The 15478-nt window shown below is 43.6% G+C and carries 13 protein-coding genes; all 13 read right to left on the bottom strand.

Features of this window, described 5'->3' with window-relative positions:
* Nucleotides 1-16: 16 nt before the first annotated feature.
* A complete protein-coding gene (locus J1C81_RS10180) occupies nt 17-763 on the bottom strand; it encodes a DNA alkylation repair protein (RefSeq protein ID WP_002916078.1) in 747 nt (248 codons plus the stop codon).
* Nucleotides 747-1334, bottom strand: coding sequence for a TetR/AcrR family transcriptional regulator (locus J1C81_RS10185; RefSeq protein ID WP_002916080.1), 588 nt, complete (start codon nt 1332-1334; stop codon nt 747-749). Before J1C81_RS10185 ends, J1C81_RS10180 begins: the two co-directional genes overlap by 17 nt.
* Nucleotides 1327-1746, bottom strand: a complete 420-nt coding sequence (locus J1C81_RS10190) for a VOC family protein (RefSeq protein ID WP_002916082.1) — start codon at nt 1744-1746, stop codon at nt 1327-1329. Before J1C81_RS10190 ends, J1C81_RS10185 begins: the two co-directional genes overlap by 8 nt.
* A gap of 103 nt (nt 1747-1849) precedes the next feature.
* Nucleotides 1850-2254, bottom strand: coding sequence for a GNAT family N-acetyltransferase (locus J1C81_RS10195; protein WP_002916084.1), 405 nt, complete (start codon nt 2252-2254; stop codon nt 1850-1852).
* Nucleotides 2255-2308: 54 nt separating this feature from the next.
* Nucleotides 2309-3655, bottom strand: a complete 1347-nt coding sequence (gene glnA, locus J1C81_RS10200) for a type I glutamate--ammonia ligase (RefSeq protein ID WP_002896640.1) — start codon at nt 3653-3655, stop codon at nt 2309-2311.
* Nucleotides 3656-3686: 31 nt separating this feature from the next.
* Nucleotides 3687-4052 carry a MerR family transcriptional regulator gene (locus J1C81_RS10205; protein ID WP_002898467.1) on the bottom strand — a complete coding sequence of 122 codons (366 nt, stop codon included), beginning with the start codon at nt 4050-4052 and terminating at the stop codon, nt 3687-3689.
* An 80-nt stretch (nt 4053-4132) separates the two neighbouring features.
* Nucleotides 4133-4657 carry an FUSC family protein gene (locus J1C81_RS10210; RefSeq protein ID WP_002896642.1) on the bottom strand — a complete coding sequence of 175 codons (525 nt, stop codon included), beginning with the start codon at nt 4655-4657 and terminating at the stop codon, nt 4133-4135.
* Nucleotides 4658-4833: 176 nt separating this feature from the next.
* Complete coding sequence (locus J1C81_RS10215) at nt 4834-5499, bottom strand: COG3942 and LysM peptidoglycan-binding domain-containing protein (RefSeq protein WP_002916087.1); 666 nt, start codon at nt 5497-5499, stop codon at nt 4834-4836.
* 172 nt (nt 5500-5671) lie between these two features.
* Complete coding sequence (locus J1C81_RS10220; RefSeq protein WP_002916089.1) at nt 5672-9934, bottom strand: antigen I/II family LPXTG-anchored adhesin; 4263 nt, start codon at nt 9932-9934, stop codon at nt 5672-5674.
* Nucleotides 9931-10188: a putative cross-wall-targeting lipoprotein signal domain-containing proteiin gene (locus J1C81_RS10225; RefSeq protein ID WP_002916091.1), complete on the bottom strand. Its 258-nt coding sequence runs from the start codon at nt 10186-10188 to the stop codon at nt 9931-9933. The genes J1C81_RS10220 and J1C81_RS10225 overlap by 4 nt, the downstream gene beginning before the upstream one ends.
* 359 nt (nt 10189-10547) lie before the next feature.
* Complete coding sequence (locus tag J1C81_RS10230; protein WP_002910741.1) at nt 10548-11744, bottom strand: phosphoglycerate kinase; 1197 nt, start codon at nt 11742-11744, stop codon at nt 10548-10550.
* A gap of 244 nt (nt 11745-11988) precedes the next feature.
* Nucleotides 11989-12678, bottom strand: a complete 690-nt coding sequence (locus J1C81_RS10235) for a VIT1/CCC1 transporter family protein (RefSeq protein WP_002916094.1) — start codon at nt 12676-12678, stop codon at nt 11989-11991.
* A 179-nt stretch (nt 12679-12857) separates the two neighbouring features.
* On the bottom strand, nt 12858-15359 hold the full coding sequence (gene leuS / locus J1C81_RS10240) for a leucine--tRNA ligase (protein WP_032909775.1): 2502 nt from the start codon (nt 15357-15359) through the stop codon (nt 12858-12860).
* Nucleotides 15360-15478 lie beyond the last annotated feature (119 nt).

The raw sequence follows: 15478 nt of genomic DNA on the forward strand, positions 1-15478 counted from the left end.
CTAAATCTAGCAAAGCTTATTTTTCTGCTTTATTTTTTGTTCGCGAAGCATGCTTGATAATCCAAACGCAACTCGGACTCAATTCTTCCTTTTGCCAAGCTTGAATGATACACTCAAACTTTTCAGGATCTTCTTTGTATAAATCATTCAGATTATTAGCGACACTTTTTTGGATTGATTTATCCGCATCATCCTTTAGATTCCTTAAAATAGCGGTAAACTCATCAAAATAATCTAAGACCACAGTCTGCTTCTTAGCCCAAGGCAGTCGGATACGCATACACTCGCTGGCTAATCTGCGGACGCGCATATTCTCATCTCGGCTCCACTCTAGCAGTAAATCCATCGTAGCTTTAGGATAATTAGCCAGCAAGGGCCGCATGGAAAATTCTCCAGTAAATCGCTTGGTTAATTCCTTGCTGAAGGCTGCACTCAGCTCGAATTCCTGACTTCCGTAAAGTTCTACGTATTTGCCAATCGGCCACAACCAGTACCCTTCTGAGAACATACCCAAGCCGCCCTCTAACTCCGGACCAAGTATCTGCTCAAAAACCTTCAGAGAATCAGCATAAGAAAGCGGCAAGCATTCTTTGATACTCCTTGCCAGCAACTCTTGACGCTGAGTAAATTCCAAAGCCTCTAATTCGCTTTCAACTAGAGACATAAAATGCTGAGCATCAAATTTATCTGTTACTGTTTGCAAGCGACGGCCCAAATCCTCCGCATAAACCAAATCATAATAATCTTTAACCTTTTTCGCCATAATTTCTAAATCCCCTTAACAGACTTCTCACTGCTTTTCTAACTTCTGCTTCTTCCTCTTTCTCAGCTAGAAAAAGAGACAACTCATTCAAGGCACCTGAAATCATATGAGCCGCCATATCCAGATCAATAGAGATAAGTCTTCCTTCTTTAGATAAAATGTCTAATTGCTCTCTCAAATGAAAGAAAGAATTAGCCTCGTCCTGACGACGCCACTCTTTCCACTCAACGACATTGGGACCATCAAGCAGGAGAATACGTTTATTTTCCGTCAAGGTCGCAAAACGAACAAAAGCAACACAGCCTTCCACCAACTGCTCCCAAGAATCCTGTGCTTCCAGGGCGTTTTTTTCTACATAAGCCCCCAGTTCGGACTGAATTTGTGCTAGTACGGCGGTAAATAAAGTCTTCTTATTCCCGAAATGGTGATAAAGTGCACCTCTTGTCATTCCCAACTCATCTACAATTTCTTCCAAGGAAGTTTCTGAAAAACCCTTTAAAGAAAAATGTTTCCGGGCGATAGCTAATATTTTCTTGCTTGTCTCTAAGGAAGCCTGCTGTTTTTTATTCATCTTCACTCTCCAAATAATTTGCCGCAAACTCAGCACTAGGTGGAATGACTTGAATGACATCAACCAAAACAGAACCCGGCGCTTTCACAATGAAATGGCGCTGACCAAAATCTTCACTCTTAATGGGAAGAAGGAACTCCATTTCTTCTTGCTGACGCAATTCTTCATAAAGACAATCCACATTGTCAACTTCGATATTGATGATCAGGCCACTCGCCTTAGTCTGGTAGGCTTGTGGCACTGTCCCATGCTTACTATCAATAAAAGCAAGCTCAAAACCACTCTCGATATTCTTTAAACTAATATACCAATCTGAATGGAAGGTTTCCTGAAATTGGAAATGGTCAACGAAAAATTGTGCCGCTTGATTAAGGTCTTCACTCATTAAAACCGGATATAAACTGGTAATCATTTGTTCTCCTTTTCTTAAACTTTATTTTAACATACATACTGAATGTATGCAAATAAACATTAAAAAACAGAAGCCAAATTGACTTCCATCTATTGAGACTAGCTCAGCTCAATCGCTTGATAAAATGATACTTGGTAATGCCCTTTTGCGGGACATCTGTTAGACTGGCATAGATTTCATAGCCTTGCTTGATGTAAAAATCTCTGGCCTGATAAGATTTAGTGGACAAGGTAATACTAGTAGCTCCAACTTCTGCAGCCTTTTCTTCTAATTCTGCCAGCAGACTGGCTCCCAAACCTTTTTTCTGATGTTCTTTATCCACCACCAAAGCCTTGATATGAATGTTTCCCAGCACCTGTTGGGCATGGAGCAAGGCAATCAACCGGCCATCTTCCTCCCGCCTTAGATAATAATCTTGAGGTTCAAGTTTTTTAAGCATACCTGAACCAAAACTAGCCTCATATTGCTCATCAAAAACCCGCTTTATAAAATCATGAAATTTTTCCATCTTTCTCCTCCTCCACGAAAAAGCAGGGGATATACCAATCCTCCTGCTCTATGCTTAGTATAAATCTAGATAATTATCTACTTCCCATTGGGAGACAAAGGTTGCATAGCTAGCCCACTCGATGCGCTTGGCTTCTAAAAAGCTCGTATAGATATGCTCGCCAAGTGCTGCTTTAACGACTTCATCCTCTGTTAAGGCCTTCAAGGCATTGTGAAGAGTTGATGGCAGGTCTGTAATTCCTGCTTCCTTACGCTCCTCTGGAGTCATGATATAGATGTTTTCTTCGATTGGTGCTGGAGCTTCGATTTTATTCTCAACACCATGCAGGCCAACTTCCAAGAGAACAGCCATAGCAATATATGGATTGGCCATCGGATCAACGGAGCGCAACTCCAAGCGAGTACCCATACCACGAGAAGCCGGCACGCGCACCAACGGTGAACGATTGCGTCCTGCCCAAGCGATATAAACTGGTGCTTCATAGCCAGGAACCAGACGTTTGTATGAGTTAACCGTTGGGTTCATGATAGCTGTATAGTTATAGGCATGGTTAATCAATCCACCCAAGAAATGGTAGGCTGTTTCTGACAGCTGCATACCCTTTGGATCTTCTGGATCGAAGAAGGCATTATTTCCGTCTTGATCAAAGAGAGACATGTTACAGTGCATACCAGATCCCGCAATGCCAAACTTAGGCTTAGCCATAAAGGTTGCATACAGACCATGCTTACGAGCAATGGTCTTGACAACCAGCTTGAAAATCTGAATCTTATCACAAGCACGAAGCACTTCGTCATACTTAAAGTCAATCTCGTGCTGGCCGACCGCTACCTCATGGTGACTAGCTTCTACTTCAAAGCCCATCTTGGTCAGGACATTGACGATTTCCCGACGAGTATTATCTGCCAAGTCTGTCGGCGCCAAGTCAAAATAACCACCCTTGTCATTTACTTCCAGCGTCGGGTCCCCATTTTCATCCAGCTTAAAGAGGAAAAACTCTGGCTCTGGTCCGAGGTTAAAGGATTTGAAGCCCAGCTCTTCCATATGCTTGAGGGCGCGCTTGAGGTTGCTGCGAGGATCCCCTAGGAACGGTACATGATCTGTCGTATAAACATCACAAATCAGACCCGCTACACTGCCATTTTCATCTCCCCAGGGAAAGACTGTCCAAGTATCCAGATCAGGATAAAGATACATATCTGATTCATTGATACGGACAAAACCTTCAATGGAAGAACCATCAAACATGGCTTTATTGGATAAGACTTTGTCAAGCTGTTCATCCGTGGCAGGAATTTCTACATTCTTCATAGTTCCTAAAATATCAGAGAACATAAGACGAATAAAGGTGACATTTTTCTCTTTTACTTCGCGACGGATATCAGCTGCTGTAATAGACATTAAATTTCTCCTTGTAATTCAAACAAAATAGCTATGGTCGACGCATCTGACCAAAGGTTGGCAGAGAAGAAGCAAAACGGCCTTGCTGCAAGATGTCATGATGCAAAGCACGGCGGACATCTTTTTCACTAATGGTCTTGTGGGACTTGGCTTCACGCTCAGCATATTTCCTCTTAATTGCAGCGATATTATAACCTTCCGAAATATAATCTTTAATTTCTAAAAGGCGGTCCATATCATTCAAAGAATACATCCGACGGTTGCCCTCATTCCGAGCAGGGGTAATCAGATTCTGGTCTTCATAATAACGGATCTGACGGGCAGATAGGTCCGTCAGTTTCATAACACTGCCGATGGGAAAGACTGCCATGTTTCGGCGAAACTCTTTTTCCTTCATTCAAATTCCTCTCTACGCACTATTATAGGACGAAATAAATCTTATGTCAAGAAATAATGTCAGATTTTCTTACACGGATTTTATTTTTTCTTTTCAAAGATGGTTCGCAGCCGATCTATATCAGAATTTACCAGAATTGCAACAAAGACTCCCATAAAGGTTTCAAAGATTCTGGCAAAGACATACAAGATGGTATCTTCCGGCCGAATAGACAGGGTAATAATCAGCATAGCAGATACTCCGCCAATGACTCCCGCCTTGTTGTTCATAGCAACATTGGTCATGATTGTCAGCATAGTACAGACCGGTACCAAAAGGAGGGTGACCCAATACTGCTCCTTAAAGACACTATTGGCAATGAAAAATAGCAGAGCGTAAAAACCACCGATGCTGTTTCCTAAGATTCGCGATGTCCCGAAGTGGACACTCTTATCAAAATCCTCCCGAAGACTAAAGACTGCCGTCAAAGCACCGATTTGCAGGCCTTTCCAACCAAAAAGCCCAAAGAGCAATAGGATGATGAAGACAGCCAGACCGGTTTTAAAGGTACGCATGCCCAGACGAAATTTCGATTTATCAAACTTGTACTTATTGAAATAACTCATTAGTCTCCTTCCAGGAAATCCTCCCTCTCTTCATTTTAACATATTTCGTCTCAAAAAAACTCTTTCTGCTCAGGACTTTTCCCACACAAAGAAAAAGCCCTATCAGCTACCGCATCAAGAGCTATCGACTATTTAAAAGCTGAGACATTATCTGTCCCAGCCGCATTTTATTTTCTTTAGTTTGGATAAATGTAGGTAACTCCACCCATAAATTCATTCGGGTTAAAGTAGCCACGATAGTTGTTGATCTGCTTTTGGCGATTGTAGTTGGCTTCCAAGACTTGGATAGAGCTATCACTTTGAACATCTGTCACATAAGCAACATGTCCATATTCACCGCCATCCCAAACTGCAATAGCACCTGGTACTGGAACATTTCCTGTTGCATAACCCTGAGCACCAGCATTAATTGCCCAAGTATTAGCATTGCCCCACCAGTTACTTGCCCAAGGCGCCATTTCTTTCACACCCCATGTACATTGGCCGATTGGGTAAGAATTGCCATAGTCAGTTGGCGTATTTAAGACAACATCTTCAGTATCAGATACCAAAGCAGCATCACTTGTCGCTTCATAAGCTGGAGCGCTGTAAGGATTGTATGTCTGAGCCACAGCAGTGCCATTTACTTGCAACACATCTCCTGGGTTAATCGTATCAAAAATTGTCTTTCCATTATTGGCAGCAAGTTCGTAAGGATTCATTCCATTGGCGCTAGCAATGGCAAAAAAAGAGTCCCCATGCTGGACAACATAAGAATCTGCATTGACAGCTTGAGCGCCGATTGTCGCCAAAAAAGCTGTAGAAGTTAAACCAAGAGTTGCTTTAGCAAATGCTTTTTTCATAAATGTTTTTCTCCGTATAATTTGATGATAAAAAAATCATACCTCATTTACATGTCAGTTTTTTTAGAGTTATATTTTTGTCATGTTACAAATGATTTAGACTTTTGCTACATGAGATTTTCCAGTATTTTTAAAGATAAAAAGGCTAGGGATTCCCTAGCCTCATCTATTATCAGTCTTCTTTACGTCTCAATTTTCCTAGACCTAAAGCACCCATAATGGCTGCTAAACCTAGATATGGCAGATAGACTGTATCTTTTGCTCCCGTTTCTGGCAGAAGAGAAACAGGAATCTTTTTAGCTGCTGGAGTTTGATTAGCTCTTCTTGGATCGTTTACATCTGAAACAAGCAGATGCTGTGCCTTAGGAGTGACTGTTGTAACTGTATTTGAAGCATAGACCACACGATTGACGGTATTGATGTAGGTATTTTCAAAAGTACCCGCAGCAATCCGCTTCATCTGTAGATAGGTTTCAGCCTGAAAAGCTGAATCCAGAGAAATAGTCTCTAAAAATTCTTCCTTGAACCGAATAGAAATCAAGCCTTTCTCAGAATCAATATTCGCAACTGTATACTCAGTCAAGTCTGTACCAGCCTTTATCACCTTACCATCTTTGAGCGTGATGTCTACTTTGGCAAAGGTTTTGTAAGCACCCGTGTACTCATCTCCTCGTTGGTCATAATCATCCACAAAGCTATAGTCTGTCAAAACTTCAGAGTGGTTAGCAGGGATCAAGCCTCCGATGAGACGATAGTTAAAATGCCGTCCCAAAGTCAGTTCCTTGCCATCCAAGTTTTCTGCATTTGTTGGATCAAGACTCAATGTAATATCTTTTTCAGGACTGATTTTAGGAACATTGTTGACGACTAAGTCTGTCGCATAACCATTTCCAAAGTCAATTTGATAAGCCCGGTTCTCGAATTTACCGCCTGTGCGACCCATTCCTTCTTTGACTGCCATAGGGCTTGTTATCGTCAAAGACTTACCTGTTACGACATATTGGTCATAAAAGGCTTGGGCATCGTCTGCTGCAAAGAGTTGGAAAGAACCTTTAACAGTGATATTCACCTTTTGAAGGAGGTCTCGAACTGCTGCAGGTGCTGTTTCAAGGCTCTCGTAGTGGGTCACTGTCACACCTGCCACAGCCTTGCCATCTGCATCTACTAGCTTGACTAATTCCGGACGAAGTTCAAGTGCTTCTTCCGGATAGTCATCTACATAGTAGAAACCTTTTTGAATCGTGCTCTTAGATGACTTGTCACCCTTATACTGATCCAAATCCCAAGTCAGCTCGTAGTAATTGGTCGAACCAGCCAAGACTTCCTTACCATCAATCACCAATCCTGCCTTGTTTTTATTGACCTTGGTTGGTTTGATGTAATTATTGCTTGGATTGTCTGAATCATCAGGCTTGCCTGGTGTAGTCACGCGTACTACGTTTGAGCGGACACCATAGGCATCATTGACTGTCAGGGTGAAATTATTAGTATAGGTTGCGCCATCGTTGAGCACTCGGCCAACCACTGTCGGAAAGAGCGTAGCAACTTCTTTGGTCCTATCAGCGTTATAAGCAGCTAGCGTTGCTGCAGTTGCCTTGAATGTCACTGCGTGACTAGCCTTGTCATAGCTGACGTCAAAACCTGCGCTAGCAGCTTTTGTTGCTGCTAAGTCAACTTCATAACCACTTGGCAACGGATCAGTAATGACAAATGAAGTCGTCTCACTGCGTCCAGCTGGAAGAGCTTCTGTCTTTAGAGCAAACTGAACGACGGACTGCTTAGCCACCAGAGTCTTATCAATATTGGTGCCTTGGTCATTTTGAATCTCTTTATTAATCTGCGGTTGAGATTGCAAGAGATGATAATGATAATGCACAGTCGGAGCTACGGGCGCTGCTGGCTCTTTTTGATAAACAGGCTCTGCTGGTAAGGTTGGCAGCGGGCTATAAGTTGGTTCTACCGGCTTATTAGGCTCCGGTGTATCTGGTGTAGGAGTTGGCGCTGCCGGCTCCTTCTCATAAGTCGGTGCTGCCGGAGGTGTTGGCTCCTTTTCATAGGTCGGTTCTACCACTGCTGGCCGGACAGCTTTTTCTACTTCATAGCTTGGCTCAGAAGGCTTACTAGGCTCTGGGGTATCCGGTGTACGCGTCGGTGGCGTCGGTTCTTTTTCATAAGTCGGTGCTGCCGGAGGTGTTGGAAGAGCCTTCGGTGTTGGTGCAGTTGGAGCTGGATCCAAAGGCTTAAGCGCTTCTTCACTTGGCACTGCAGGAGCTGTAGGAGCTACGGGCGCTTCCGGTTCTTCTACTGTGATGATTGGCAGATCAGTCGCTCGGATATCACCATTAATCGCAAACCAAATATTTGGTTTCTTAGGAGCTAGTTTGTCAGCCCTACGTGGATCAGTTGCTGCTGGCTGGCCTAACACTTCAGAAGACGAAATTGTTCCAATCGTCATGCTGTTGGTAGTGCCAGAAATTTCTACCGCCCCTGCTCCATACCATGAATTCGGAGCATCTGTAGTATCCCAGCCAGGCACACCGCGGCGTGTATACATTGTAAAACGAGAACCGCCCTCTCCTTCTCGGAAGTTTTCAGACTCGGTCGCATAGATTTGACCGTTCTTTTCACCAATAGATGAACCCGAAATCTTGTTGAAAGTTCCGGTATAATCTTTGGCCATTTCGATAGAATTAGCTTCACGGTTGAGGGAAGCCACGGACATCAAAGCCTGATCAAAATTAATAGGTTGGCCTTTATCATCATAAAAGACAAATTCCGTCTTCACAAAGAGAGAGGTTGCATCTTCAAAATTTCCTGTATAAGCTGAAGCAAAAACTCCCATTGTCGGGTCTTTAAAAATACCTAACCAGGCCTTATCATTGCGGAATTGAGAGCTTGGATCAAGGGTATAAGTATAGACAATTTTAGAAACTTTTTTCCCTCGATAATAAGTCCCCTGGAGATTTGTATAGGTTGCTGTAGCAGACTCACCGCGACGCAACAAGACAGAAGACCATTCAGTTGGCCCTTTACCACTTGTTACGTTAGAACTATAGTCTGCATACTTACCAACCGTACCAAAGCTTTCCTGCTGATTGGTCTGATAGTTAGCATTTTGAATATCTGTTACTTTGAAGTTGTCCAACTGGAAGAGTTTCTTAGAAAACTCTGCAGTGTTCTTTACAGCGGCTTCCATGCCAGCATAGCTGACGAACTCACCATTTGTAGTCAGTGACAGATCAGCATTAGGTTCTGATTTGAAAACCAGACTTTGCGCAATTGGACGGCTCAAATGCCCGTCTTCAGTCTTCTTTGTTTCTGCGAGAGCCAGACCAGCCTTAATCTTGGCCTGTTCAGCATCATATTTAGCCTTATCTTGCTGATACTTGGCTAATTTTGTGTTATAGACAGCCAAATCAGCATTATACTGGGCCAACTGAGCTTGATAGTTTGCTTGGGCTTGAGCATTACGCTTCTTGATTTCTTCATTTTCAGCTGCTATAGTGGCATTCTTAGCTTGATTCTCTGCTAGCTTTTGCTCATATTCTTTTTGAGCTGCTGCATTTTCAGCTTCAATTTGAGTCTTTTTAGATTCATAAGCTGCTAAATCTGCTTCATATTGAGCTTTTTTATCTTGATTTTCCTTTTGGATACGGGCTAATTCTGCCTGATAATTTGCCTGAGCCGCTTGATATGCCGCTTCATTATCAGCATTGGTTTTTCGGACAGTTGCTAAATCTGTTTGATATTGGGCAAGTGCTGCCTCGTAGGCCGCTTTTGCAGCCGCATTCCTCTGTTTAATAGCTTCATTATCAGCAGCAATCTTAGCATTAGCAGCTTCAGTGTCAGCCAAAGCTTTTTCATACCGGGCCTTAGCTGCCGCATTCGCCTTTTGAACACGGTCCAGCTCACTAGCATAAGCCGCCAGAGCCGTATCATAATTAGCCTTTGTTTCTGCATTCAGTTTTTGAACACGGGCTAATTCTGCATCATAGGCCGCTTTTGCAGCTTGGTAAGCAGCCGCATTATCTGCGTTGGTCTTTTGAATCGTTGCTAAATCTGTTTTGTATTTACTTAGGGCAGCTTCATAATCTGCTTTCAACTGAGCATTTTCTGCTGTGATCCGAGCTACTTCTGCTTGATGAGCAGCCAAATCTTTAGCGTATTGCTCCGTTATCGCTTTGTTTTCTGCTGTAATCCGAGCTACTTCCGCCTCGTAGGTTGATACTTTTTCTTTGTACTCCTTGACCTTGGCGTCAATCTCGGTTACTTGCGCTTCATAATCTGCTGCAATCTCCGCTTTTTTGTCTGCAGTTTCTTGAGCAGTCTGAGCGACTCCTTTGTCAACAGCTGGGTCTTTGACCACTGTCAGTCCAGCTTCTTGAGCCTTTTTAACGCTTTCATCTAAACCAGCTGTTGGAACAGTCACTGTCACACCGCCATCTGCCTGACCTTCTCGCGCCTGACTCTCTTTAGATGCCTGACTGGCTGGTCCTTGAGCTTGAGGTAGATTGGTCGCTGCATTCCAGTGCCCACCATTTCAGTATTGACAGGACCATTGGTATCAGATACTACTTCATCTGCTCTTGCTTGTATCGTTGACGTTAAAAAAGCCGCACCTAGAACAGCACCGCATAAAGTTTTAACAGCCTTGTTTTTCCGAAAACCAAAAACTTCTTTTTTCTTCATTTTTCTCCTCCCTCTGCTAACTTTTACAGTCTGCAGTTTTCTAATGCCCTCAGAAAATCAAAAAGTAATGGAAACCACCAATCAGAAGTTTCTTTCTCATTTTGACCCTCTTTAAGCATCAGAATAAATATATATATCTTAATCCTAACAAGTTTTTCTCAGTTTTGCAAGCATTTTATGCTCGTTTTATTTACCTTTATGCAGATTTAGACATCCAAGGAAAAACGTATTTTTTATTGTAGGACTTTTCCCTACAGCTGGACAATGAGAATACAAGAAAAAGACCAGCTTACGCTAGTCTTTCCTTATTACAGTTTTGTACTTGTTATCTACAAAATCAAAGTTTCTAAGCTTACTGCTTATTTCTCAGTCAGTGCTGCAAGTCCTGGTAATACCTTACCTTCAAGGAGTTCCATTGATGCACCACCACCAGTAGAAATCCATGAGAACTTGTCTGCACGGCCAAGGTTGATGGCTGCGGCAGCTGAGTCACCACCACCGATGATTGATTTTACGCCAGGTTGCTTCACGATAGCGTCCATAACACCGATTGTGCCAGCTTGGAAGTCTGGGTTTTCAAATACACCCATAGGGCCATTCCAGACAACAGTTTTCGCACCAGTCAAGGCTTCATCAAATTTAGCGATAGATTTAGGACCGATATCCAAACCAAGGAAGCCTGGATCCACTGCTTCACCTTCAGTGTCTTTCACTTCAGTGTAGTCAGCAAATGCGTTTGCTTCTTTAGAGTCAACTGGCAAGATCAATTTTCCGTTTGCTTTTTCAAGAAGAGCTTTCGCAACATCCAATTTATCTTCTTCTACAAGTGAGTTACCGATTTCGATACCTTGTGCTTTGTAGAATGTGTAAGTCATACCACCACCGATAAGGACTTTATCAGCTTTTTCAAGCAAGTTTTCGATAACACCGATCTTGTCAGATACTTTTGAACCACCAAGAATAGCTACGAATGGACGTTCTGGAGTTTCAACTGCTTCTTGGATGTAGGCAATTTCATTTTCAAGAAGGAAGCCAGCAACAGCTTTTTCAACGTTTGCAGAGATACCGACGTTAGATGCGTGTGCACGGTGAGCTGTACCAAATGCATCATTTACAAAGATACCATCTCCAAGAGATGCCCAGTATTTACCAAGTTCAGGATCGTTTTTAGATTCTTTCTTGCCGTCAACATCTTCAAAACGAGTGTTTTCGACCAAAAGAACTTGTCCATCTTCAAGAGCATTAATAGCTGCTTCCAATTCAGCACCACGAGTAACACCTGGGAAAACAACATCTTGACCCAGTTTAGCAGCCAAGTCTGCAGCTACTGGTGCAAGTGATTTACCTTCTTTGTCCGCTTCTTCTTTGACACGTCCAAGGTGAGAGAAGAGAATTGCGCGACCGCCTTGCTCAATGATGTATTTAATAGTTGGAAGTGCAGCAGTGATACGGTTGTCATTCGTAATCACTCCGTCTTTCAATGGTACGTTAAAGTCTACCCGAACGAGGACTTTTTTACCTTTCAAATCAACGTCTTTAACAGTAAGTTTTGCCATGTTACAAAAACTCCTTTTCATATTTTATACGCAACTATTATATCATATTTTCCAAAAGTTTTCTTGATATAAGGAAAATTTTCACAAAAAAGAAGTGCCACGCACTTCTTTCTCTCGAACTTTGGAATTAGAGAATGGGAAGAAGGGCTCTGAACTCATTCAGACAATAGTTAAAGCTGGATTTTTCTCTAGATTTGACAACTCAAAAAGCCAGTAAAACTACTGACTTTAACTCTTCTCATTACTAAATCGCAAAAGCCTGTCCTACTGCATAAGTGACCGCCATGGTTAGAAGACCGATCACAAGATTTCGAAGCATAGCATTTTTGAGCGGTGCTTTGCCCAATCTAGCGCTGGTGTAACCTGTTCCCAAAAGGGCCAAGGCCACGATTAGAACGGTTGCCCAGATACGGACGCTGGCAGGAAGCAGGATAATGGTAATCATAGGAAAAAGTGCACCAACAGCAAAGGCTAAAAAGCTTGATACGGCAGCATGCCAGGGATTAGTGAACTCCTCAATCTCGATTCCATATTTTTCCTGTACCAAAGCCTCCAACGGATCTTGGAGAAAAGCTCGGTTGGTCATGAGTTGAGCAGAAGTCTCACACTCGCCATTTTGAACATAGGCAGCATAGAGAGACTGCCTAGCGATATCCGGATTTTTCTCTAAAAGCTCCCGCTCTCTGGCAACAGCAGCTTCCTCTGTATCCTTTTGAGTAGAAACTGATACATACTCTCCGCCAGCCATAGAAAAGGCGCCCGCAAAGACTGCCGCCAAACCAGACAGAAAGATAATCCAGACATCGTCCGTCGCACTAGCTACCCCGATAACCACACCTGCAATGGAAATAATACCATCATTAGCTCCTAAAACACCAGCCCGCAAGATATTCAGCCGACCACTAAAGTTCGTATCAATTTTATGTTCTTCCACTATTTAAATTTTCTCTTTCCTTTTATTTATAATGATTATAAATAAAACCTAGAACTAATACAAGAGAAAATCGAAAAATGAGAAAAGTTCTACTATTTAAGAGAAAGAAAGGCATTGAAAAAAGAGCCGTTTTAAACGACTCCTTTCTTTATCATCACTATAATGCTGTAACAAACTAATTATTTCACCACGATATTAACCAGTTTATTCGGCACACTAATCACTTTGACGATTTCTTTGCCAGCGATTTCGGACTTGATTTTTTCATCTGCCAGAGCGATTTCCTGCAGTTCCTCACGGCTCAAGTCCTTAGCTACGACTAGCTTAGCACGAACTTTACCCTTGATTTGAACTACGATTTCGACCTCTGCTTCGACCAGTTTGCTTTCGTCATAAGTTGGCCAAGCTACATAGGAAATGCTCTCGCCAGTTTGAGCGACTGCCTGCCAGAGTTCTTCAGCCAAGTGCGGTGCAAAAGGTGCCAGCAATTGGATAAAGCCTTTGGCATATTCGACATAGAGCTTTTCTTCCTTGTTGGCTGCATTGACAAAAATCATGAGCTGGGCAATGGCTGTGTTAAACTTGAGCTCCTCAATCTGCTCTGTGACAGACTTGACTGTTTCATGGTAGACCTTGTCCAAAGCTCCGCTATTTTCAGAGACCAGCTCCTTAGAGTTAAGGAGACGATAAACCCGATCCAGGAACTTGCGACTGCCTTCCAGACCTTCCTCGCTCCAAGCGATAGATGCATCCAGCGGTCCCATGAACATTTCATACACACGAAGCGTATCGGCACCGTATTGCTCCACTACATCATCTGGATTTACTACATTCTTCAGAGACTTAGACATCTTAGCAGGCGCCTGCTCCAGCTCTTCTCCCGTTTCGATGTTGAAGAATGAACCATCACGTTTTTCCACCTTGTCAGTCGCCACAAGTGCTCCACGGTGATCACGGTAGCTAGTCCCCAGAATCATCCCTTGGTTAAAGAGTTTTTGGAAAGGCTCTTTGGTCGGAACCACTCCAAGATCATAGAGGAATTTGTGCCAGAAGCGAGCGTAGAGAAGATGGAGCACAGCGTGCTCTGCGCCACCGATATAAATATCAACTGGCAGCCAAGCCTTGAGCAGCTCTTCGTCTGCTAATTTCTCATTGTTGTGTGGGTCAATGTAACGCAGGTAATACCAGCTGGAACCAGCCCATTGAGGCATAGTGTTGGTTTCACGGCGTCCTTTGACACCATCTTCCCGAGTAACTTCCAGCCAGTCAGTCAGATTGGCCAGAGGGCTTTCACCGGTACCAGAAGGACGGATATCCTTGGTTACAGGCAAGACTAGCGGCAGTTCATTTTCAGGGACAGCTGTTGAAGTCCCATCTTCCCAATGAATGATTGGAATCGGCTCACCCCAGTAGCGTTGACGACTAAAGAGCCAGTCGCGCAGGCGATAGGTGACTTTTTCATTTCCGACACCTTCCGCTTCCAGCCAAGCAACCATCTTTTCAATAGCGGCAGCCTTGTCCAAGCCATCTAAGAAGCCAGAGTTAATATGCGGACCGTCTTCTGTGTAAGCAGCGTCAGCAACATTGCCACCCTCTAGAACAGGAATAATCTCCAGGTTAAACTGCTTAGCAAACTCCCAGTCGCGCTCGTCGTGGGCAGGAACAGCCATGATGGCTCCTGTTCCGTAGCTTGCAAGCACATAGTCGGCAATCCAGATGGGGATTTCCTTGCCATTGACAGGATTAATGGCATAAGCTCCTGTCCAGACACCAGTCTTATCCTTAGCCAAATCAGTACGAGCGAGGTCGGATTTGAGGCTGGCTGCGTGTTTGTAGTCTGCTACTGCTTGGGCTTGCTCGGCACTTGTAATGGCATCAACGAGAGCATGCTCTGGAGCCAAAACAGCATAGGTCGCTCCAAAAAGGGTGTCCGGACGAGTCGTAAAGACGGTGAAGTCCTTGTCTGTGTCCTTAATCTTGAAGGTTACATTGGCACCGGTTGACTTGCCGATCCAGTTGCGCTGCATATCCTTGATAGACTCAGGCCAATCCAGCTCCTCCAAGTCATTGAGCAAACGTTCTGCATAGGCTGTGATTTTCAGCATCCACTGACGCATAGGCTTGCGGACAACTGGATAGCCACCGCGCTCAGATGTGCCATCTGGCAGAACTTCCTCATTGGCAATAGCCGTTCCCAGTTCTTCAACCCAGTTTACTGGCACTTCTGCTTCATAAGCTAGGCCTTTTTCGTAAAGCTTTGTGAAAATCCACTGGGTCCACTTGTAGTAATTAGGGTCAGTTGTATTGATTTCTCGGTCCCAGTCATAGGAGAAGCCAAGAGCGTTGATTTGACGCTTAAAGTTGGCAATGTTTTCCGCTGTAAAGTCAGCTGGGTCATTGCCTGTATCCATGGCATATTGCTCAGCCGGCAGACCAAAGGCATCCCAGCCCATAGGATGCAGGACATTATAGCCCTGAGCCCGCTTATAGCGGCTGAGGATATCTGTCGCCGTGTAGCCCTCCGGATGCCCTACATGGAGTCCCGCTCCTGATGGATAAGGAAACATGTCCAGCGCATAAAAGTTAGGCTTGTCCTTGTCCGTACCTGTCTTAAATGTATGGTGCTCTGCCCAATATTTCTGCCACTTGGGTTCGATTTCTTTGTGATTATAATAAGCCATTCTTTTCTCCATTTTTTGTACTGTTTCTATTATACCATTTTCAAGGGATTTTGAAAGACGGAATTTCATGACTGCCAGACACATCAGCCAAAGGATCTCTCCACCAAAAAACAAGCCAC

The organism is Streptococcus sanguinis, assembly GCF_050225395.1.
Classification (GTDB): domain Bacteria; phylum Bacillota; class Bacilli; order Lactobacillales; family Streptococcaceae; genus Streptococcus.